Origin of the sequence: Amycolatopsis panacis (genome assembly GCF_003600245.1) — a bacterium.
Classification (GTDB): domain Bacteria; phylum Actinomycetota; class Actinomycetes; order Mycobacteriales; family Pseudonocardiaceae; genus Amycolatopsis; species Amycolatopsis sulphurea.
Genome location: NZ_QZFV01000141.1, coordinates 1 through 18,658, shown reverse-complemented (window position 1 = coordinate 18,658; position 18,658 = coordinate 1). Strand labels below are relative to the sequence as shown.

The following is an 18,658-nucleotide window of genomic DNA, read 5'->3' as shown; positions in this document are numbered from 1 at the left end:
GGAGGTCCGTGAAGGGACCCTTCACGGACTCTGAGTCCGTGAAGGGTCCCTTCACGGACCCGAAACCGGTCCGGCGCACGCCACGAGGTGGTCGCACACACACCTCCGCATCGCCCGCTGCCGGGCCCCCGACCAACTTTGCCGGGGCCCTGGCCCGAGAGTCCGTGAAGGGTCCCTTCACAGCTGGACAGGCAGGCTCAGGCGGTACAGGTCGCGCGGAACAGCGTGGCGCCGCGGACGTTCGGCACGCCGAGTACTGCGCGCCGCCGGCCGCCACCCTCGGCGCCGCGGGCCGCACGATCCACCGGGTGATCGCCGATCCGGCTCCGTTCCTGGCCGGCCGACCCGGTCGGTGAGTCCTCTGTGGACTCACCGTTCGCCGTCTTCCCCGCCCGGCACGCTGCTGGCAGGCTGGGCGGATGGACGATCTTCTCCTCCGCCGGGTGCGGGTCGGGTTGCGCGGGCCGCTGGCCGAGGTGCGGGTCCGCGACGGGGTGATCACCGCGATCGAGGAACCCGGTGCCGGATCCGGGTTCGCCGCCCGGATGGTCGACGGGCACGGTGGCACGCTCCTGCCGGGGCTGGTGGACGCGCACGCCCATCTGACGCAGTGGTCGGGTTTCCGGCGGCGGATCCCGCTGGGGGCCGCGCGGTCCGCGACGGCCGCGGTGGAGTTGCTGATGGCGCGGCTGCTCGCCGCGCCGGGGCGGCCGGGCGAACTGGTCGTGGGGGCCGGATTCCGCGACGGGCTGTGGCCGGACCGGCCGCACAAGCAGCTGCTGGAACGCGCGCTGCCGGGCCGGGCGGTCGCGTTGTTCAGTGCGGATCTGCACACGCTGTGGCTGAGCCCGGCGGCGCTGCGGCTGATCGGCCGGGACCATCCGACCGGAGTGCTGCTGGAGAACGACTGCATGAGCGCCACCGCGGCACTGCCTTCGGCGTCCGTGGCCGAGGAGGACCGGGCGGTCGCCGAGGCCCTTGCCGCGGCGGCCGGGCGCGGGGTGACCGGGGTGGTCGACTACGAATACGCCGACACCGTCGCGGACTGGACACGGCGGGCCGCCCAAAAGCCGCCGCTCCTGCGGATTTCCTGCGTGATCGCCCGGTATCTGCTGGACCATGCCATCGCATGCGGGCACCGCACCGGCGACGTCCTCGAAGCCGGGAACGGGCTGCTCACTGTCGGCCCGTTCAAGCTGTTCGCCGACGGTTCGCTCAACACCCGCACCGCCTGCTGCCACGAGCCGTATCCCGAAGACGGCGGGACCGGGCTGCTCGAACTGCCGCACGACGAGCTGGTGCCGTTGCTGCGCCGCGCTTCGGCGCACGGGCTGACCCCGGCCGTGCACGCGATCGGCGATCGGGCGAACACGGTGACGCTCGATGCGTTCGCCGAGGCCGGTTGTGGCGGCCGGATCGAGCACGCCCAGCTGTTGCGGCCCGAGGACGTGCCACGGTTCGCCGCGCTCGGCCTCACCGCGGGTGTGCAGCCGGCACACCAGCCCGACGACCGGGACGTCGCCGATCGGCACTGGCCGGGCCGGACCGAGCGGGCCTACCCGTATCGCGCCTTGCTGGAGGCCGGTGCCCGGCTGGAAATCGGTTCGGACGCCCCGGTCGCGCCGCTGGACCCGTGGGACGGGATCGCCGCGGCGGTCGGCCGCACCGACGACGACCGGCCGCCGTGGCATCCGGAGCAGGCCATCCCACTGGAGGACGCGCTCGCCGCGGCCGCGGGCGGACGCCGGGGCATCGCGGTGGGCGACGTGGCCGACCTCGTGGTCACCGCGGCCGACCCGAGCGGGCTGTCCCCGGCGCAGCTGCGCGAGCTGCCGGTCTCCGCGACGATCGTCGCCGGGAAACCGGTGCACCTGGCGTGAATCCGCCGCTGAACCGGTTACAGATCCCGCACGTGCACCAGCGACCGCACACCCAGCCTGCGGCGAGGTTCGTTGCTGCGCAGGCCGTCCACGATCACCGCGGTGCCGAGCCAGGTCGCGCCGGCCTCGGCGACCAGCGACCGGGCGGCGCTCGCCTGGCCACCGGTCTCGATCCAGTCGTCGACCAGCAGCACCCGGTTTCCGCCGGAGACGAGGCGACGGCGGAAGCCGAGGGTCAAGTGGCGGTCGCGGTAGTCCGGTGCGGACGTGCGGTGCCGCCAGGGGTCCGAGTCCGAGACCGGGCGGCGGTTCTTGCGCAGCTCCACGAAACCGGCGCCGAGTGCGACCGCGACCAGCGGGCCGAGGAGACAGCCGCGCGATTCCGGGCCGAGGACCACGTCCGGCCGCTCGTCGGCGAACAGCTCGGCCAGGGCGGGACCCAGGTCGGCCAGCAATCCGGGCACACGCCACCAGCTCGCCGGGTCGGGGTAGCGGCCGTGGTCCATCCGGTCCCCGAGCACGACGGTGGCTTCGCGGATCCGATCCGCCACGGTGCTGGTACGCATGCCTTCGATGGTCGCCCACGCCGGTAGCGGTGGCGAGCGAATTTCGGCCGGAGCCCTCTCTCCGGCGCGATGGTTGTCCACAGTGGACATATGGTGGGTGCGCGTTTACCGAGCATCTCCGGTGACGGTGCGGAGGATCGGGACATCCGCCGTCCGCTGGGGTTGCCCCGCACCATCCCGCCGGAGCGACTGCAGGCCGCCCTGCGCGCACTGCGGTTCGCCGTGCCGGTCGGCGCCGCCCGCAGGCTGCCCGGCCTGCACGTGATCGCCACCGACCTGGACTGGTCGACCGGGAAGGGTGCCGAGGTCCGCGGCCCGGCCGAAGCCCTCCTGATGGCCTTGGCCGGCCACCGCGCGGCGACCGGGGAGCTGAGCGGGCCGGGGCTGGAGCTGCTGGTGTCCCGCACTCAAGGCTAGTTCGGGCCGGACGCAAGCCGCTTGCGGCGCCCGCCGGGGCCGTGACCACGGCGGTTCCGGCCGGGAATCCGCCGTGCGGCGGCCCGGTGCCGATTCCGCGTGCTGCTCGCGTCGACATCCGGTGACACCCGTCCGGACGCCGGTGCACGAGCCGGCGGCCCGGGGGCGGGAATCCCGGTATCGCCCCGGGATTTCGCCGCGGATTCCGCAGGTCTGCCGGGGGATTCGTGCTCGGCCGTGATCACCCGGACCGGGACTTGCGTCGGCACCGGTGGACAGCCGGAATGGCCTTCCGCAGTCCAGGGGAGGAAATCCGGTGTATCGATGGCAGCAGGCGGAGGGAAAGCGGCACGCGCTGGAGGGGCCGTTCCCGCCGCGGCCCGACGAGAGCTTCGTGGCCTTGTGCGGGGCGGAGGTGACGGTGGCGTGCAGCGACGTTCCGCAGCTTGGCGGGCATTGGTTCGATCCGACCTGTGCCGAGTGCAACGCAGTGTGGCTGAGCCGGGTATGAACGACCTCCGGCTGCTCGCGCGCATCCGAGACCTGCAGGTCTCGCTGGCCACCGAGCTGGCCTTCCTGACCCGCTCGGTGGACGAGCAGGCACCCCGCCCGGACGTGCTGCGAGACCTCGGTGAGCGGCTGCTCGACCTGGGCGGCGCGCTGGTCGAACGGGCCGACGAGCTCAACACCGCGGTACTGGCCACGTTGCCCGCGCACGGCTGGCTCCCGGAGGCGGGCACCCGGCAGCGGGCGCTCGGCGTGGTACATCAGGTCGGCCCCCGGCCGCTGCGGTGCGGGCCGATCTTCCTGGCGCTGTGCGGGGCGGCCTGTTTCCCGTTCTACGGCCGGGACCCGGCCGGCCGCACCGCCCGGCACGAGCGGTGCCCGGCCTGCGCCGAACCGGGACGACGAGCGTGACCGGCGGTTTTCCGGTTTGCTGGAGGGATGAGCGAGAAACCGCCGGCGAAGGTGTCCCGCACCACGGAGCGGCTCTTCCGGATCGCGATCGCGCTGAAGGGGCTGGACGGCGCCCTCCAGCTGGCCGGCGCACTGATCCTGATCTTCGTCCCGGCCACGGTGGTGACCGGGTTCGCGCATGCGGTGATCACCCGCGATCTGCTCGGCGATCCGTCCGGCACGCTGGCCCGGCACCTCGAACTCGCCGCCGAGCATTTCGCCGCGGGCGGCACGAAGACGTTCGCGGTGGTGTACCTGCTGGCGCACGGCGTGGTCAAGCTCGGCCTGGTGTGGGCGCTGGCCCGGAAGTGGCTGCGGGCCTACCCGGTCGCGATGCTGGTGCTGGCCGCGTTCGTGGCCTACGAGATCTACCGCGCGATCGAGACCGGCTCGATCGCGCTGCCGTTCTTCGCCGCCGTGGACGCGCTGATCATCGTGCTGGTGTACCGGGAATACCGGCAGCTCCGCCGGGAGCGGGCAGCGGCCTGACACCGGTGTCCGCGTGATCGGCATCGGCATTTCGTGACCGTGCGCGGAGATCTCCGCGCACGGTCACGGAGCGGCCGAGCGCTCAGCGGGCCTCAGGCGGCCGTGCGAAATGGTTCCGTCGCGATCACGGCCGGGTCCGCCGCGGGCGGTTCCACGAACAGCGCGGTCGCGTTGTCCCGGCCGCCCAGCTCGATCGCCGCGGCCACCAGCGCGGCCGCGCCGCGGGACGGATCGGCCAGGATCGCGTCGATCGTGGACGGCGGAAGGACCTTGTGCACGCCGTCGCTGGTCAGCAGCAGACCGCCGCCGATCACCTCGGTGGTGCCGATCTCGTCCGGCCGGGTGGTGCGCACGCTCGTGGTGACCACGTGCTCCATCCGCGGCGTGTAAGGCTGCCGCCGCCGGCGGAAGTACTCGGCCATGGTGTGGTCCTCGGTCAGCTTGCGGATCATGTGGCCGTCCCAGCCGTACGCCCGGGAGTCGCCGACCCAGGCAATCCGGTAGCCGCCCTCGAACGGCATCGCGACGACCATCACCGCGTCGCCGGTGCCGCCCACCTTCTGCAAGGCCCGCTGGCCGTTCAGGATCGCGGCGGCCGGCCCGTCCGCCACCGGGGTGCGTGCCGCTGCCGTCGCCGCGGTCCGCGCGGCCAGGCCCGCCGCGGGATCGTCCCCGACCCCGTCGGCGAGCGCGAACGTGATCCCGGGGGCGCCGGCCGCGGCGTAGGCGCTCACGGCGTCCGCGTTGCGTTCGCGTGGCCCTCGCTCGCTGGCGGTGTGCCACGGTGGAAATCCGGTCATGATGACCTCCCCGACTTCTCTGAGGGGGAACCCTCGCCTGCACCCAGAATGCGCTCCGTTCCTGGGAACAGGCTGAGGATTCCCGATCTTGCGGCTGTCTTTCCGGACACACCCCGGAAAGACGGTCAGGAGATCAGCTTGTACACGGTCTGCCCGCCCACCGTGGTCGCGGTGAAGTGCGCCGCGACCCAGTCGCCGATCTCGCTCGATCCGCCACCCGGGCCACCGCCGCGTCCGCCGTCCACGTAGTACGAGATCTTGCCGGCGGCCACGTACTGCTGGAACTGCGCCAGCGTGGGTGCCGGGTCGCTGCCCGACCAGCCGCCGATCCCGATCACGCCCTTGCCACTGGCCAATTCCAGGTCGGCCGCGGATTGCGAACTGATGGTCGCCGCGGCCCACGTGGTGGTGGTCTGGGCGAGCAGCGTGCCGAGCGCGCTGCTCGTCTGCTCCATCTCGCCGCCGCCCATCCGGCCCATGCCACTGGTCTCCGGGCCGGAGGTCGGGATGGAACCGCTGTGTGGCAACGAAACCGTCTCCACGCCGTAGGCGGCAGTGCCCGCGCCGAGGGTGACCACCGTGGCCACCGCGACGCCTGCGATCAGCGTGCGGATCCGGGGCAGGCCGACCACCACGAGCGTGGCGACGATCAGCCCGAGCGCCACGATCACCCAGCGCAGCACCGGAAGCCACGTCGAGGTGCGGTCCAGCAGGATGTAGTCCCACACCGCGGTCACGGCGATCATCGAGCCCAGCAGCACGCGCGGGACGAGGTGTGCGCGGCCGCGCCACAGCGCGTGCCCGGAAATCGCGACCAGCGCGGCGATCGCCGGCGCGAGCTGCACCGCGTAGTACGGGTGGATGGTGCCGCCCATGAAGCTGAACACCAATCCGGTCACCAGCAGCCAGCCACCCCAGATCAGCAGCGACGCGCGGGTACGGTCGGTGCGCGCCGCCCGGCGGGTGAACCACAGCCCGGCCACCAGGCCGAGCAGCGCGGCGGGCAGCAGCCAGGAGATCTCGGTGCCGAAGCTCTCGCCGAACATCCGGCCCAGCCCGGAGGCGCCGCCGAACATCGTGTTCCCGCCGCCGCCCCCGAATCCGCCGCCCCCGCCGTTGCCTTCGCCGCCGAAGATCCGGCCGAGGCCGTTGTAGCCCAGCGCCAGCTCCAGCAGGCTGTTCCCGGTGGAACCGCCGATGTAGGGCCGGGACGCGGCAGGCCACAGCTCGACCAGTGCGACGAACCAGCCCGCGGAGACGATCAGCGCGCCGGCCGCGGCGAGCAGGTGCAGCAAGCGTTTGCGGAGCGAGGTGGGGGCGGCCACGAGATAGGCCAGCGCGAACGCGGGCAGCACCAGGAACGCCTGCATCATCTTGGCCAGGAAGCCGAAGCCGACCGCGACCCCGGCGAACACCAGCCACTTCGGGCTCGCCTTCTCGATCGCGCGGACGGTGCAATAGGCGGCCGCGATCAGCAGCAGCACGAGCAGCGCGTCCGGGTTGTTGAACCGGAACATCAACGCGGCCACCGGGGTCAGCGCGAGTGCGGCACCGGCCAGCAGTCCGGGCACCGGACCGGAAACCCGGCGCACGGTCAGATACAGCAGCCCGACCGAGGCGACGCCCATGAGCGCCTGCGGGGCGAGCACGGTGAAGCTGGAGAAGCCGAAGATCCGGGCGAACGCCGTGCCCACCCACAGCGCGGCAGGCGGTTTGTCGACAGTGAGCACGTTGCCCGGGTCGAGGGAGCCGAAGAGCCATGCCTCCACGTTCTGCGCGCCGGATTGCACTGCGGCGGCGTAGAACGAGTTGCCGTACCCCGAGGCGGTGAGGTCCCAGAAGTACAGCACCGCCGTGAGCGCCAGTAGCCCGAGCGCCGCCGGGCGCACCCACAGTGGCGAATTCTCCTTGCTGTGCTGCGGATCCCGCGCCTGCGGAGTGGCAGGTCGGGCGGACAGGGCCGTCATCGGGACTCCTCGGGGGCGGTGCGGCGACGGCGGGGGTTGAAGACCCAGCCGCGCAGCAGCAGAAAGCGGAGCACCGTGGCGGCGAGGTTCGCCAGCACGAGAACGGTGGTCTCCAGGACGATTCCGGGATGCGTGGCGTGGTTGAGCAGCGCGAGGGAACCACTGGTGAGCACGAGCCCGAGGCCGAACACGATCAGGCCTTCGAACTGGTGCCGTCCGGCTCCGGCGCGGCCGCGTACGCCGAAGGTCACCCGGCGGTTGACCGCGGTGTTCGCGATCGCCGTCACCAGCAACGCGGTGAAGTTCGCTGCCTGCGCGCCCACCATGGTGCGCAGGAGCAGGAACAGCAGCAGGTAGGCGGCGGTGCTGGCGACGCCGACCGCGGCGAACCGGACGAGCTGCTTGACGAGGCTGGGGGACACGCCGGGCGCTTCCACTCCGATCGGTTCCCGGCCGAGCTGCTCCCGCAGCCGGTGTACCGGGATCTGCCCGGTGAAGGTCGCGCGTGTGATGCGTACGAGGCCTTTGAGGTCGGCGGTCGCGGTGGCGACGAGGTTGACCGAAGAGTTCGGGTCGTCGACCCAATCCACGGGTACCTCGTGGATCCGCAACCCGGCGCGCTGGGCGAGCACGAGCAGTTCGGTGTCGAAGAACCACCCGGTGTCCTGTACGTGCGGCAGCAGGCGGTGTGCGACGTCCGCGCGAATCGCCTTGAAGCCGCACTGTGCGTCGGAGAACCGCGCGGCGAGTGCGCCGCGAAGGATCAGGTTGTAGCAGCGCGAGATGAACTCACGCTTTGGTCCGCGTACGACGCGGGCGCCACGCGCGAGGCGGCTGCCGATCGCGACGTCGGAATGTCCGGACAGCAGCGGTGCGACGAGCGGGCCGAGTGCGGCTAGGTCCGTCGACAGGTCGACGTCCATGTACGCGAGCACAGCTGCGTCCGAAGCGGACCAGACCGCGCGAAGGGCGCGTCCGCGGCCCTTCTCGTCGAGGTGGTGTACTTCGACTTCGGGGAACTCACGGGCGAGTCGTTCGGCGACCTGCAACGTGCGGTCGGTGCTCGCGTTGTCCGCGACGGTGATCCGGTACGGGTAGCCGATTCGCTCGGCCAGATAGGCATGCAGGCGGCGGATACACGGTTCGAGGTCGGCTTCTTCGTTGTAGACCGGGATGACGACGTCGAGCACGGGTTGTGGGCCGCCGAGGCCGACCGGGGTCGTCCCGGGCCGCGGTGCGGGCACGTCGCCGGCGCTGCTGCGGGAGGGGGCGGTGGCGTTCATGGCGTTCACCGTCGTCTGTGGGGCTTTGGCGACGTTGTGGCGTCCCTGTGCGAGTGCTGTGGGTCTGTCACACATCGATTGGCTTCGCCGGGCAGGGCGAAACCCCTGGACAACCCGGGTTGTCCAGGGGTTCGGTGTAGGCAGGATCAGGGGGTCAGGTCGTACACCACGACACCGTCCACTGTGGTCGATTGGTAGTTCGCCGCGACCCAGTCGACGATCTGCTGGGACAGATCACTGCCACTGCTGTTGCCGCCGAACATGGTCATCCCTTCGCCGAGGAAGTAGTGGATCTTCCCGTCGTGGACGTACTGCTGGAACTGTTCCAGCGTCGGATACGGGTCAGTACCGTTGAATCCGCCCACAGCAAGCACGGGTTGCCCACTCGCGAGCTGATAGCCGGCTGCGTTGTTGGAACCGACTGTGGCAGCTGCCCAGGTGTACTTTCCGGTGTTCTGGGTCAGTAGCGCGGTGAGCGCTGTCCCAGGTGACGAGGTGCCGAGCAGCCCGCCGGCAGGTCCGCCGCCGGGCATGCCGCGATTGGAAGCTGGCCCTGCAGAAGGAATCGCGCCTCTATGCGGGGTCGCCGCCGTCGCGACGGTGTACGCGCCGGTGCCCGCGAGCAGCGCGACAAGCCCCACGACGGCAAGGGATCGCGCAGCGACGCGACTGAGGTGACTGGAGAAAAACAGCGCCACTGCGGAGAACAACCCGATGATGAGCACAGTGGGGGCGAGCCAGGGCAGCCACGACGATTCGCGCAACAGCAGCACGTACATCGTCACGGCGCTCAAGGCGAGCCCGCCGCTGAGCAGGCCCGAGGCGACGGGGTCGTTGCGTAGCCGCCACAGCTGGACGATGGCGGTACCGACGAGTGCGGCTATCGCCGGGGCGAGCGCGACGGTGTAGTACGGATGGATGATGCCGCCCATGAAGCTGAACACGGCAGCGGTGACGATCAGCCAGCCACCCCAGATCAGCAGGGCCGCACGGCTGCGGTCGGTCCGCGGCGCGCGGCGGGTGAACCACAGTCCGGCGCCCAGCGCGAGTACGGCGGCAGGCAGCAGCCACGCGATCCCGCCCGCCATCTCGCTGCCGAACAGCCGGAACAGTCCGGTGCTGCCCCAGCCGCCGCCGGCACCACCGCCGACGCTGCCGGTCTCGTCGCCGGTGATCCGGCCGAAACCGTTGTAGCCCAAGGTCAATTCGAGAAAGCTGTTGTTCTGCGAGCCGCCGATGTAGGGCCGGTCCGCGGCGGGCCAGAGCGCGACCACGGCGAGGTACCAGCCCGCGGAGACGACCAGGGCGACCGCTGCGGAAAGCAGGTGCAGCAGGCGTTTTCCGAGTCCTGTGGGCGCGGCGACGAGATAAGCGAGCGCGAACCCGGGCACCACCAGGAATGTTTGCAGCATCTTCGCCAGGAATCCGAAGCCGACGGCCACACCGGCCAGGACGAGCCATTTCGGGCTGGCCTTCTCGATGGCTCGTACGGTGCAGTAGGCCGCAGCTACGAGGAGAAGTACGAGCAGCGCGTCCGGGTTGTTGAAACGGAAGATCAGCGCTGCCGCGGGAGTGAGGGTCAACACGGTGCCCGCGAGTAGCCCGGCAGCAGCGCCGGAAGCGCGCCGTACGGTCGCGTACGTCAGCCAGGTCGCGCCCACACCCATCAGTGCTTGCGGTACGAGGATGCTCCAGCTGTTCACGCCGAACAGCCGTGCGGAGAGGCTCATCACCCACAAAGCAGCCGGGGTCTTGTCCACGGTGATGCCGTTGGCTGCGTCGCTGGAGCCGAAGAACAGTGCCTTCCAGCTTTGTGATCCCGCTTGTGCGGCAGCGGAGTAGAAGGAGTTGGCCCAGCCGGAAGCACTCAGGTCCCACGCGTACAGCGCAGCGGTGGCGGCGAGGAGCGCGACGAGGGACAGACGCATCCACCGCGGTTCTCGCCGTGGCGCGGCGGGGCTGTTTGGCGGTGCTTCGGGGGTGGCGACTGCGGTCATACGGTCAGATTTCAGGTACGACCTGGGGCGGTGGTATGTCCGGCCTGTGCGCCCGCTGTGCGGCTTCACGCCTCTAGTCGCCGCGTGGTCTTTTCAGTGGTTACCCGGCGCTGTGCGGGTACAGCTATCGGCAGCCGGACGGCGAATTCGGTACGCCCGGGTCGACTGTGGACCTCGATGGTGCCGTGGTGCGCGACGAGGACTGCGGCGGCGATGGCCATACCGAGCCCGGTGGATCCGGCTGCACGGGAACGCGACGAGTCCCCGCGCGCGAAGCGTTCGAAGACTTCCGGGAGCAGGTGCGGTGGGATCCCCGGGCCGTTGTCGGTCACCGTCACGACGGCGTTGCCATCTGCTGACTGCGTGAGCGCGGTGACCACTGTCGTGCCGGGCGGAGTGTGTACGCGCGCGTTGGCGAGCAGGTTGGCCAGCACCTGATGTAGCCGCTGTACATCACCGAGTACGAGCACTGGTGCGTCAGGTAGCGACAGCTGCCAGTGATGCTTCGGCCCGGCGACGTGAGCGTCGCCGACAGCGTCCGCGACAAGCCGTGCCAGATCGATTTCGGTGACATCGAGCGGGCGTCCGGCATCCAGCCGTGCGAGAAGCAGCAGGTCCTCGACGAGCGTCGTCATCCGGTCCGCCTCGGACTCGATGCGGGTCATGGACCGCGCGACGTCCGGCGGTACCAGCGCGCGGCCTCGTCCGGCCAGCTCGGCGTAGCCACGGATGGCCGCGAGCGGCGTACGCAGCTCATGGCTCGCGTCCGCGACGAACTGGCGGGCTCGCAGTTCGCTCGAATGACGCGCCTCCAGCGCAGACGAGATGTGCCCGAGCATGAGATTGAGCGCCGCACCGACCTGGCCCACTTCGGTCCGTGGGTCGGTGTACGGGGCCGGTACTCGTACAGACAGGTCGACGTCGCCACGGTCCAGCGGCAGCTCCGACACCTGCGAAGCAGTCGCAGCCACCCGGTCGAGCGGGCGAAGCGTGCGACGCACTGCGAAAGCCCCCACGAACGCCGCACCGGTCACACCGGCCGCAGCGACACCGAACAGAATCAGCCCGACCGTGAACAGCGTTTGCTGCATTTGGGCCAGCGGTACCCCGGTTACGACCACGCTGCCGGGGATCTGCATCGCGGTCAGCCGATAGTCACCACGGTCGCCGAGCGCGCGTGTGTACGCGTGTCCGTTCGGAGGAAGGCTCTGTAGTACGGCCAGCTCGTCCGAAGTCAGCGTGATGCGTTCGCCGTACGTCGACAGGGCGCCGCCGTTCACCAGCTGTCCGCCGGAAAGCTGCACGTTGACGGTGCCCGCGCCTTGCCCAGGGGCGTCCAACGGGTTATGTCCCCCGAGCGGGCTGTCGTGCGTGGCGAACTCCTCGGCACGGGTTGCCGCCGCGTACAGCTGGCCGTCGGTCTGAGAGAGGAGGAACGCGCGTAGCGCGAACTCGCTCACGACACCGATCACCAGGCACACGAGTGACAGCAGCAGCACGATCGACACGATCAGCTTCACGCGCAGCGAAAGCCGCCCGAACCGGGAGGCCGCGAGCTTCGCGCGAAGTTCCATACCCTGAGCGTGCGAGGAGTCGGTGTGGCTGCGATGTGTGCTGCCTGTGAGTCCGCTGTGCGGTCCGTCGGGAGTGTCCGGAAAGCCGGTCACAGCGCCGGCTGACCGATTCCACAGTGCCGCCACAGGCGACGTCGCCACGGTGGGAGCCGAACCGTCCACCGAACGCAGGAGTCACCATGACCGCCCCGAACCGCAATCCCGAACCGGCCGCTTCGCAGCAGCCCGCCGCCGAATGGGGAGCCGCGCCGCCGGCCTCTCCCGCGCCGAAACCCCGTTCCGCACGGTCGAAATGGATCGCCGGCGGGGTGGCCGTGGTGATCGTCGCCGGTGGCGGTGCGGCGGTGTGGGCCGGGACCTCGTCCTCCTCGTCGGGCACCGCCGGCGGTGGCCAGGCCGGTCCCGGCGGGCAGCCGGGCGGCGTCGGCGGGCCTGGGGGAGGGGCCGGGCTCGGCTCTGCCCTGCACGGCGAGTTCGTGACCTCCGACAACGGGACATACGTGACGAAGTTCCTGCAGACGGGCGAGGTCACCGAGCTGAGCAGCACGTCCTTGACCACGAAGAGTACCGACGGGTTCACCAAGACCTACACGATCGACTCGGCCACGGTCACCGGCATCACGAAGGGTGAGAGCGTCACCGTCGTGGCGACGGAAAGCGGCAGCACCGCCACCGCGACGTCGGTCACCGAAGCGGGCTCCGGCATGGACGGCGGCTGAGTATTCAGCCGACAGACCGCGCTGTGGACAGCGCCTGCGCGGCGTATGACCGGCCGAATAGGACAGTGTGCACCAGTAGCGGGAACAGCTGGTGCATCGGGATCCGTTCGCGGTAACCGTCAGCCAGCGGCGCCGTTTCGTCGTACGCGGCGACGATCCGGTCCAGGTGCGGGCTACCGAACAGGTACAGCATCGCCAGATCGGTCTCGCGGTGCCCGCCATGCGCCGCCGGGTCGATGAGGACCGCACCGCGCTCGCCCCACAGCACGTTGCCGTTCCACAGATCACCGTGCAGCCGGGCTGGCGCTTCGGTCGTCTCAGGGAACCGCGCGCAGGCTCGTTCGAGCACTGTCGCTTCCGAAGCGCTCAGTACGCCGGAATCAACCGCCGCGCGCGCGTACGGCAGCACGCGGTGCTCGGCGTACCACTGCGGCCAGCTGTCCCCACGTACGTTCTGCATCGGCGCGAGCCCGATCCACGCGTGCACTGGGCCGCCCGGGGGAGGCGCGCCGAACGACGGTGCACCCGCGTTGTGCAGCGCGGCAAGCCCACGGCCGAAGGCCTCCGCGGCGGCGACCGTCGGCGAAGACGTCTCGACGACGTCTATTACGAGCCAGTCCGCGTCGGCGCCGTGTACACGCGGGACCGCCACCGCACCCGCGTCCGCGAGCCAGCGCAATCCGGCGGCCTCGGCGGCTGCGGCACCCGGCGCGTGCTTCACCATCAAGGTGTCACCATCGGTCATGGCCAGCGCACTGAGCGTGCCACTGTGCCCGCCGCGGGCGACCGTCCGGCCGGTGAGCCGCGCGGCCGCTTCGGCGGGTTCTTCGGGGCGCTGCCGGGAAACCACGCCCGGACGCTACCGCCGCGGCCGCTCCCGGCCGCTGGACGGGCGGGGGCGCGAAGGCCCCCGGGCCGGTGACGTCACACCGCTGGCCTAGACTCGGATGTCCCGGTCAGCAGGTGACCGGGGCCGTCCCGAGGGACGTTCTCACCCATATCTTTTACCGCTCGAGGAGAAGACCTTGAAGAGCACCGTCGAGCAGCTCAGCCCGACGCGAGTGAAGATCAATGTCGAGGTGCCGTTCGACGAGCTCAAGCCGAACTTCGATCGCGCCTACCGCAAGATCGCCCAGCAGGTGCGCATTCCGGGTTTCCGGCCCGGCAAGGCGCCCGCTCGCGTCCTGGAAAGCCGGATCGGCCGCGCGCCGGTGCTCGACGAGGTCGTCAACGAGGCCATCCCGGCCAAGTACATCGAGGCCGTCCGGGCCGGCGAGGTGCGCACGCTGGGCCAGCCCGAGTTCGAGGTGACCAGGCTCGAAGACCGCGACGTGCTGGAGTTCAGCGCCGAGGTCGACGTGCGGCCGGCCATCGAGCTGCCCGATCTCGCGGGCCTGGAGATCAGCGTCGACGACGTCGAGACCACCGACGAGGAGGTCGCCGAGCAGCTCGACGAGCTGCGTGCCCGGTTCGGCACGCTGACCGGCGTCGAGCGCGCGGCCGAGAACGGCGACTTCGTCTCGGTCGACCTGTCCGCCACGGTGGACGGCGCCCCGGTCGAGGAGGCCACGACCAGCGGCCTGTCCTACGAGATCGGCTCCGGCCAGCTCGTGGACGGCATCGACGAGGCGATCATCGGCGCGAACGCCGGCGAGAGCAAGACCTTCACCACCAAGCTGGTGGCCGGCGAGTACGCCGGGCAGGACGCCGAGGTCACGGTGACCGTGCAGTCGGTCAAGCAGCGCGAGCTGCCCGAGGCCGACGACGAGTTCGCCCAGCTGGCCAGCGAGTTCGACACCATCGAGGAGCTGCGCGCGGACCTGCGCGAGCGCCTCGGCCGGGTGAAGAAGATGCAGCAGGGCGTGCAGGCCCGGGACAAGGTCCTGGACATCCTGCTCGAGCGCACCGAGGTGCCGCTCCCGGAGAAGGTGCTCGAGGCCGAGGTGGAGAACCGCAAGCACGACGCGGTGCATCCCTACGACCACGACGAGGCCAAGTTCGCCGAGGCCCTGGAGGCCGAGGGCCGCAGCGTCGAGGAGTTCGACACCGAGGTGCGCGAGGAGTCGGAGAAGGCCGTCCGCACGCAGTTGCTGCTGGACACCATCGCCGACAACGAGCAGACCACGGTGGACGACGGCGAGCTCACCGAGCGGATCCTCTACCAGGCCCAGCGCTTCGGTGTCAGCCCGGACGAGTACGTGCAGCGGGCACAGCAGTCCGGCCAGCTCACCGCGATCTACGCGGACGTGCGCCGCGGCAAGGCGTTGGCCTCCATCGTGCGCGGCACCACCGTCAAGGACGCCTCCGGCGCCGAGGTGGACCTGAGCGAGCTGTTCGGCAGCGACGAGGACGCCGAGCAGGCCCCCGCGACCGAGGAAGCGGTCACGACCCCGGCAGAGTAAAGCTGTAAGCGAACTTGGGCGGTGTCAGGCATTCTGCACCGCCCGAGTTCGTTAGGGTCGAAGGCAAGATTCCAGCACGGAAGAACGACAGCGGCGCACCGGCCCGCACCAGGGCCGGCGCCGGCGAAAAGGCAGGCACACGTGACGCAGCACATGCCCGAGGGGCGGACCGGCACCGCGGGGCTCACCCTCACCGACTCGGTGTTCGAGCGGTTGCTCCAGGAGCGCATCGTCGTTCTCGGTTCCGAGGTCAACGACGAGGTGGCCAACCGGCTCACCGCGCAGCTCCTGCTGCTCGACGCGGACGACGCGGAATCGGACATCCGGTTCTACATCAACTCGCCGGGCGGCTCGGTGACCGCCGGGTTCGCCATCTACGACACCATGCAGCTCATCAAGCCGGACGTGGCGACCTACGCGATGGGCATGGCGGCCTCGATGGGGCAGTTCCTGCTCTCCTCGGGCACGCCCGGCAAGCGCTACGCCCTCCCGCACGCGCGGATCCTGATGCACCAGCCCTCCGCGGGCGTCGGCGGCACCGCCTCGGACATCGCGATCCAGGCCGACCTGTTCAACAAGTGGAAGCAGGAGCTGGCGAAGATCACCGCCGAGCAGACCGGGCAGACCACCGAGCAGATCATCAAGGACGGCGACCGCGATCGCTGGTTCACCGCGCAGGAGGCGAAGGACTACGGCTTCGTCGACCACGTGCTGACCCGCGACAGCGGCCTCAACTCCGCCAACTGAGTCCCGAAGCACACAGGAGAGCATCATGAGCAACTTCCGGCTCCCGGGTGACTTCCGGGCTCCGCAGACCCCGCGGTCGCGGTACATCCTCCCCTCCTACGTCGAGCGCACCAGCTACGGCGTGAAGGAGTCCAACCCGTACAACAAGCTGTACGAGGAGCGGACGATCTTCCTGGGCGTGCAGGTGGACGACGCGTCGGCCAACGACGTGATGGCCCAGCTGCTGCACCTCGAGCACGAGGACCCGGACCGCGACATCAGCATCTACATCAACTCCCCGGGCGGGTCGTTCACGTCGCTGATGGCGATCTACGACACCATGCAGTACATCCGCCCGGACATCTCGACCGTGTGCCTCGGCCAGGCCGCCTCGGCCGCCGCGGTGCTGCTGGCGGCGGGCACGCCGGGCAAGCGCATGGCGCTGCCCAACGCGCGTGTGCTGATCCACCAGCCGGCCACCGAGGGCACCTACGGGCAGGTCTCGGACCTGGAGATCCAGGCCAACGAGATCCAGCGGGTGCGGCGCCAGATGGAGGTCATCCTGGCCAAGCACACCAACAAGGAGCCGGACGAGATCAAGGCCGACATCGAGCGGGACAAGATCCTCACCGCCGAGGAGGCCAAGGCCTACGGCCTGATCGACGAGGTGCTCCCGTACCGGAAGGCCTCGGCGAACTGATCCGGCGGGCCGGTGCGTGGCAATCCTCGCCGCGCACCGGCCCGCTGGTCTACTGTCGGAACTTCGACGTGCCCGCAACCGGCCGGGGTGCTCCCGCTCACGGCTCCGGACGGGTACCGTCGGTGGCAATGCGTGCGGCCCGGACGAGCCCCCGGGCCCGGGACCGCCAGAGAGAGTGCAGGTGCGCACCCCCGCGCACCGGAGGGGACGAGGTCAACGGCCATGGCACGGATCGGTGACGGCGGGGACCTGCTGAAGTGTTCTTTCTGCGGAAAGAGCCAGAAACAGGTGAAGAAACTCATTGCCGGCCCCGGGGTGTACATCTGCGACGAGTGCATCGACCTCTGCAACGAGATCATCGAGGAGGAACTCGCCGAGGCGGGCGAGGTCAAGCTCGACGAGCTGCCCAAGCCCGCGGACATCCACGAGTTCCTCCAGCAGTACATCATCGGCCAGGACGAGGCGAAGAAGACGCTCGCGGTCGCGGTGTACAACCACTACAAGCGGATCCAGGCCGACGACAAGAGCGGCCCCAAGGACTCCAAGGACGAGCCGGTCGAGCTGGCCAAGTCCAACATCCTGATGCTCGGCCCCACCGGCTGCGGCAAGACCTACCTCGCGCAGACCCTGGCGAAGCTGCTGAACGTGCCGTTCGCGATCGCCGACGCCACCGCGCTGACCGAGGCCGGCTACGTGGGCGAGGACGTCGAGAACATCCTGCTCAAGCTGATCCAGGCGGCCGACTACGACGTCAAGCGCGCCGAGACCGGCATCATCTACATCGACGAGGTCGACAAGATCGCCCGGAAGAGCGAAAACCCGTCGATCACCCGCGACGTGTCCGGCGAGGGCGTGCAGCAGGCGCTGCTGAAGATCCTCGAGGGCACCACCGCCTCGGTGCCGCCCCAGGGCGGGCGCAAGCACCCGCACCAGGAATTCATCCAGATCGACACGACGAACGTGCTGTTCATCGTGGCCGGCGCGTTCGCCGGGCTGGAGAAGATCATCAACGAGCGGGTCGGCAAGCGCGGCCTCGGGTTCGGTGCGGAGATCCGCACCAAGGCCGAGATCGAGGGCAGCGACGTGTTCTCCGAGACGATGCCCGAGGACCTGATCAAGTTCGGCCTGATCCCGGAGTTCATCGGCCGCCTCCCGGTGGTCGCCACGGTGAACCACCTGGACAAGGAGTCGCTGGTCTCCATCCTCACCCAGCCGCGCAACGCGCTGGTCAAGCAGTACAAGAAGCTCTTCGAGCTGGACAACGTGGAGCTGGAGTTCACCCAGACCGCGCTGGAGGCGATCGCCGACCAGGCGGTGCTGCGCGGCACCGGCGCCCGTGGCCTGCGCGCGATCATGGAGGAAGTCCTCCAGCCGGTGATGTACGACATCCCGAGCCGCGACGACGTGGCGAAGGTCGTGATCACCGAGCAGACCGTCCGGGAGAACGTGAATCCCACGATCGTGGCCCGGCAGCCCTCACGCCGCACACGTAGTGAGCGGGGCGAAAAGTCGGCCTGACGCCGGGCTCGCCCCGCGGCACCCGCGGAGATTCTCAACAGGAGTCGGCTGTCACGGTGCGTGCGGCAGGCGCGATAATGGACAGGATGACGACCGTGCCGCTGACCGCACCCCCGGGGGATGACACCGCCAACCCGGCTGAAGCGGTACTTCCCGAACCCGCCGGGCCGAGGCGGGCCACCCCGGTGGGGCTCGTCGAACTCAGCGAGCGCGTGGTGGAGTCCGTTCTGAACCGCTGCCCGTGGCTCTACCGCGCCGTGGAAATCTTCCTGGCCGCCTGCACCGTCGTCTGCCTGATCGCGATCGCCACCCGGCGGTCCCCGCTGCCGCTGCTGCCGATTCCGCTGTTCGGGGTCACCTACCTGCTGCTGCGCCGGCTGCGGACCGCCGAGACCCGCGCGCACCGGTTCCGCTGGTCGATGCTCACCGCCCTGGCCGCCATGACGGGGTTCTACTTGGTCTCCGTGGTCGGCCGCTGGGTCTCCTGACCGAGCTGTGAAGGGCACCTTCACAGCCGCTGAGTCCAGGGTTCCGGCAAAGTCGGTGTAGAGGTCTGTGAAGGGTCCCTTCACGGACTCTGAGGCTGTGAAGGGACCCTTCACAGACCCGAAACCGGTCCGGCGCACGCCACGAGGTGGTCGCACACACCTCCGCATCGCCCAC

Annotated in this window: 18 protein-coding genes; 11 read left to right on the top strand and 7 right to left on the bottom strand. The window is 70.1% G+C overall.

Annotation, left to right across the window (positions count from 1 at the left end; all coding sequences use genetic code 11):
* Positions 1–419 precede the first annotated feature (419 nt).
* On the top strand, positions 420–1,880 hold the full coding sequence (locus D5S19_RS29280; protein WP_120026603.1) for an amidohydrolase: 1,461 nt from the start codon (positions 420–422) through the stop codon (positions 1,878–1,880).
* A 17-nt stretch (positions 1,881–1,897) separates the two neighbouring features.
* Here D5S19_RS29280 and D5S19_RS29275 read toward each other — a convergent pair whose 3' ends face one another.
* The gene (locus D5S19_RS29275; protein ID WP_120026607.1) at positions 1,898–2,446 is read right to left on the bottom strand and encodes a phosphoribosyltransferase family protein; all 549 of its coding nucleotides are present in this window, start codon (positions 2,444–2,446) and stop codon (positions 1,898–1,900) included.
* A 90-nt stretch (positions 2,447–2,536) separates the two neighbouring features.
* Between D5S19_RS29275 and D5S19_RS29270 the strand changes: the two genes are divergently transcribed.
* The 4 genes from D5S19_RS29270 to D5S19_RS29255 all read left to right on the top strand — a co-directional run bounded on the left by D5S19_RS29270 (position 2,537) and on the right by D5S19_RS29255 (position 4,309).
* Entirely contained in the window at positions 2,537–2,863 is a 327-nt protein-coding gene (locus D5S19_RS29270; RefSeq protein WP_120026602.1) for a hypothetical protein, read from the top strand.
* Between the two features lie 316 nt (positions 2,864–3,179).
* On the top strand, positions 3,180–3,374 hold the full coding sequence (locus D5S19_RS29265; RefSeq protein WP_120026601.1) for a zinc finger protein: 195 nt from the start codon (positions 3,180–3,182) through the stop codon (positions 3,372–3,374).
* Complete coding sequence (locus tag D5S19_RS29260; protein ID WP_098514054.1) at positions 3,371–3,781, top strand: hypothetical protein; 411 nt, start codon at positions 3,371–3,373, stop codon at positions 3,779–3,781. Before D5S19_RS29265 ends, D5S19_RS29260 begins: the two co-directional genes overlap by 4 nt.
* Before the next feature lie 27 nt (positions 3,782–3,808).
* On the top strand, positions 3,809–4,309 hold the full coding sequence (locus D5S19_RS29255; protein ID WP_120026600.1) for a DUF2127 domain-containing protein: 501 nt from the start codon (positions 3,809–3,811) through the stop codon (positions 4,307–4,309).
* Between the two features lie 92 nt (positions 4,310–4,401).
* Here the strand turns inward: D5S19_RS29255 and D5S19_RS29250 are convergent, their stop codons facing one another.
* The 5 genes from D5S19_RS29250 to D5S19_RS29230 form a co-directional block, all read right to left on the bottom strand.
* Positions 4,402–5,109 (bottom strand): PP2C family protein-serine/threonine phosphatase, encoded by a 708-nt coding sequence (locus D5S19_RS29250; protein WP_120026599.1) that lies wholly within the window; start codon positions 5,107–5,109, stop codon positions 4,402–4,404.
* A gap of 125 nt (positions 5,110–5,234) precedes the next feature.
* Entirely contained in the window at positions 5,235–7,076 is a 1,842-nt protein-coding gene (locus tag D5S19_RS29245; RefSeq protein WP_120026598.1) for a glycosyltransferase family 39 protein, read from the bottom strand.
* Entirely contained in the window at positions 7,073–8,359 is a 1,287-nt protein-coding gene (locus D5S19_RS29240) for a bifunctional glycosyltransferase family 2/GtrA family protein (protein WP_120026597.1), read from the bottom strand. The genes D5S19_RS29245 and D5S19_RS29240 overlap by 4 nt, the downstream gene beginning before the upstream one ends.
* Positions 8,360–8,505: 146 nt before the next feature.
* Positions 8,506–10,356: a glycosyltransferase family 39 protein gene (locus tag D5S19_RS29235; RefSeq protein WP_120026596.1), complete on the bottom strand. Its 1,851-nt coding sequence runs from the start codon at positions 10,354–10,356 to the stop codon at positions 8,506–8,508.
* Positions 10,357–10,421: 65 nt separating this feature from the next.
* Positions 10,422–11,930 carry a sensor histidine kinase gene (locus D5S19_RS29230; protein WP_120026595.1) on the bottom strand — a complete coding sequence of 503 codons (1,509 nt, stop codon included), beginning with the start codon at positions 11,928–11,930 and terminating at the stop codon, positions 10,422–10,424.
* Positions 11,931–12,109: 179 nt separating this feature from the next.
* Here D5S19_RS29230 and D5S19_RS29225 point away from each other — a divergent pair, with 179 nt between their 5' ends.
* Positions 12,110–12,649: a hypothetical protein gene (locus D5S19_RS29225; RefSeq protein WP_120026594.1), complete on the top strand. Its 540-nt coding sequence runs from the start codon at positions 12,110–12,112 to the stop codon at positions 12,647–12,649.
* A gap of 4 nt (positions 12,650–12,653) precedes the next feature.
* Here D5S19_RS29225 and D5S19_RS29220 read toward each other — a convergent pair whose 3' ends face one another.
* Positions 12,654–13,373, bottom strand: coding sequence for a fructosamine kinase family protein (locus D5S19_RS29220; protein WP_233574236.1), 720 nt, complete (start codon positions 13,371–13,373; stop codon positions 12,654–12,656).
* Positions 13,374–13,674: 301 nt separating this feature from the next.
* Here D5S19_RS29220 and tig point away from each other — a divergent pair, with 301 nt between their 5' ends.
* The 5 genes from tig to D5S19_RS29195 all read left to right on the top strand — a co-directional run bounded on the left by tig (position 13,675) and on the right by D5S19_RS29195 (position 18,483).
* Positions 13,675–15,051, top strand: a complete 1,377-nt coding sequence (tig, locus tag D5S19_RS29215; protein ID WP_120026593.1) for a trigger factor — start codon at positions 13,675–13,677, stop codon at positions 15,049–15,051.
* A gap of 141 nt (positions 15,052–15,192) precedes the next feature.
* Positions 15,193–15,798: a ClpP family protease gene (locus D5S19_RS29210; RefSeq protein WP_120026592.1), complete on the top strand. Its 606-nt coding sequence runs from the start codon at positions 15,193–15,195 to the stop codon at positions 15,796–15,798.
* A gap of 25 nt (positions 15,799–15,823) precedes the next feature.
* Positions 15,824–16,477 carry an ATP-dependent Clp protease proteolytic subunit gene (locus tag D5S19_RS29205; protein WP_120026591.1) on the top strand — a complete coding sequence of 218 codons (654 nt, stop codon included), beginning with the start codon at positions 15,824–15,826 and terminating at the stop codon, positions 16,475–16,477.
* 222 nt (positions 16,478–16,699) lie between these two features.
* The gene (gene clpX, locus D5S19_RS29200; protein ID WP_120026590.1) at positions 16,700–17,995 is read left to right on the top strand and encodes an ATP-dependent Clp protease ATP-binding subunit ClpX; all 1,296 of its coding nucleotides are present in this window, start codon (positions 16,700–16,702) and stop codon (positions 17,993–17,995) included.
* An 86-nt stretch (positions 17,996–18,081) separates the two neighbouring features.
* Positions 18,082–18,483 carry a hypothetical protein gene (locus tag D5S19_RS29195; RefSeq protein WP_233574235.1) on the top strand — a complete coding sequence of 134 codons (402 nt, stop codon included), beginning with the start codon at positions 18,082–18,084 and terminating at the stop codon, positions 18,481–18,483.
* Positions 18,484–18,658 lie beyond the last annotated feature (175 nt).

Coding starts and splice junctions, on each gene's coding strand:
- D5S19_RS29225 (WP_120026594.1), top strand. CDS start 12,110: ATGACCGCCCCGAACCGCAATCCCGAACCGGCCGCTTCGCAGCAGCCC.
- D5S19_RS29275 (WP_120026607.1), bottom strand. CDS start 2,446: ATGCGTACCAGCACCGTGGCGGATCGGATCCGCGAAGCCACCGTCGTG.
- D5S19_RS29245 (WP_120026598.1), bottom strand. CDS start 7,076: ATGACGGCCCTGTCCGCCCGACCTGCCACTCCGCAGGCGCGGGATCCG.
- D5S19_RS29240 (WP_120026597.1), bottom strand. CDS start 8,359: ATGAACGCCACCGCCCCCTCCCGCAGCAGCGCCGGCGACGTGCCCGCA.
- D5S19_RS29205 (WP_120026591.1), top strand. CDS start 15,824: ATGAGCAACTTCCGGCTCCCGGGTGACTTCCGGGCTCCGCAGACCCCG.
- D5S19_RS29230 (WP_120026595.1), bottom strand. CDS start 11,930: ATGGAACTTCGCGCGAAGCTCGCGGCCTCCCGGTTCGGGCGGCTTTCG.
- D5S19_RS29220 (WP_233574236.1), bottom strand. CDS start 13,373: ATGGTGAAGCACGCGCCGGGTGCCGCAGCCGCCGAGGCCGCCGGATTG.
- clpX (WP_120026590.1), top strand. CDS start 16,700: ATGGCACGGATCGGTGACGGCGGGGACCTGCTGAAGTGTTCTTTCTGC.
- D5S19_RS29280 (WP_120026603.1), top strand. CDS start 420: ATGGACGATCTTCTCCTCCGCCGGGTGCGGGTCGGGTTGCGCGGGCCG.
- D5S19_RS29270 (WP_120026602.1), top strand. CDS start 2,537: ATGGTGGGTGCGCGTTTACCGAGCATCTCCGGTGACGGTGCGGAGGAT.
- D5S19_RS29235 (WP_120026596.1), bottom strand. CDS start 10,356: ATGACCGCAGTCGCCACCCCCGAAGCACCGCCAAACAGCCCCGCCGCG.
- D5S19_RS29195 (WP_233574235.1), top strand. CDS start 18,082: ATGACGACCGTGCCGCTGACCGCACCCCCGGGGGATGACACCGCCAAC.
- D5S19_RS29255 (WP_120026600.1), top strand. CDS start 3,809: ATGAGCGAGAAACCGCCGGCGAAGGTGTCCCGCACCACGGAGCGGCTC.
- D5S19_RS29260 (WP_098514054.1), top strand. CDS start 3,371: ATGAACGACCTCCGGCTGCTCGCGCGCATCCGAGACCTGCAGGTCTCG.
- D5S19_RS29250 (WP_120026599.1), bottom strand. CDS start 5,109: ATGACCGGATTTCCACCGTGGCACACCGCCAGCGAGCGAGGGCCACGC.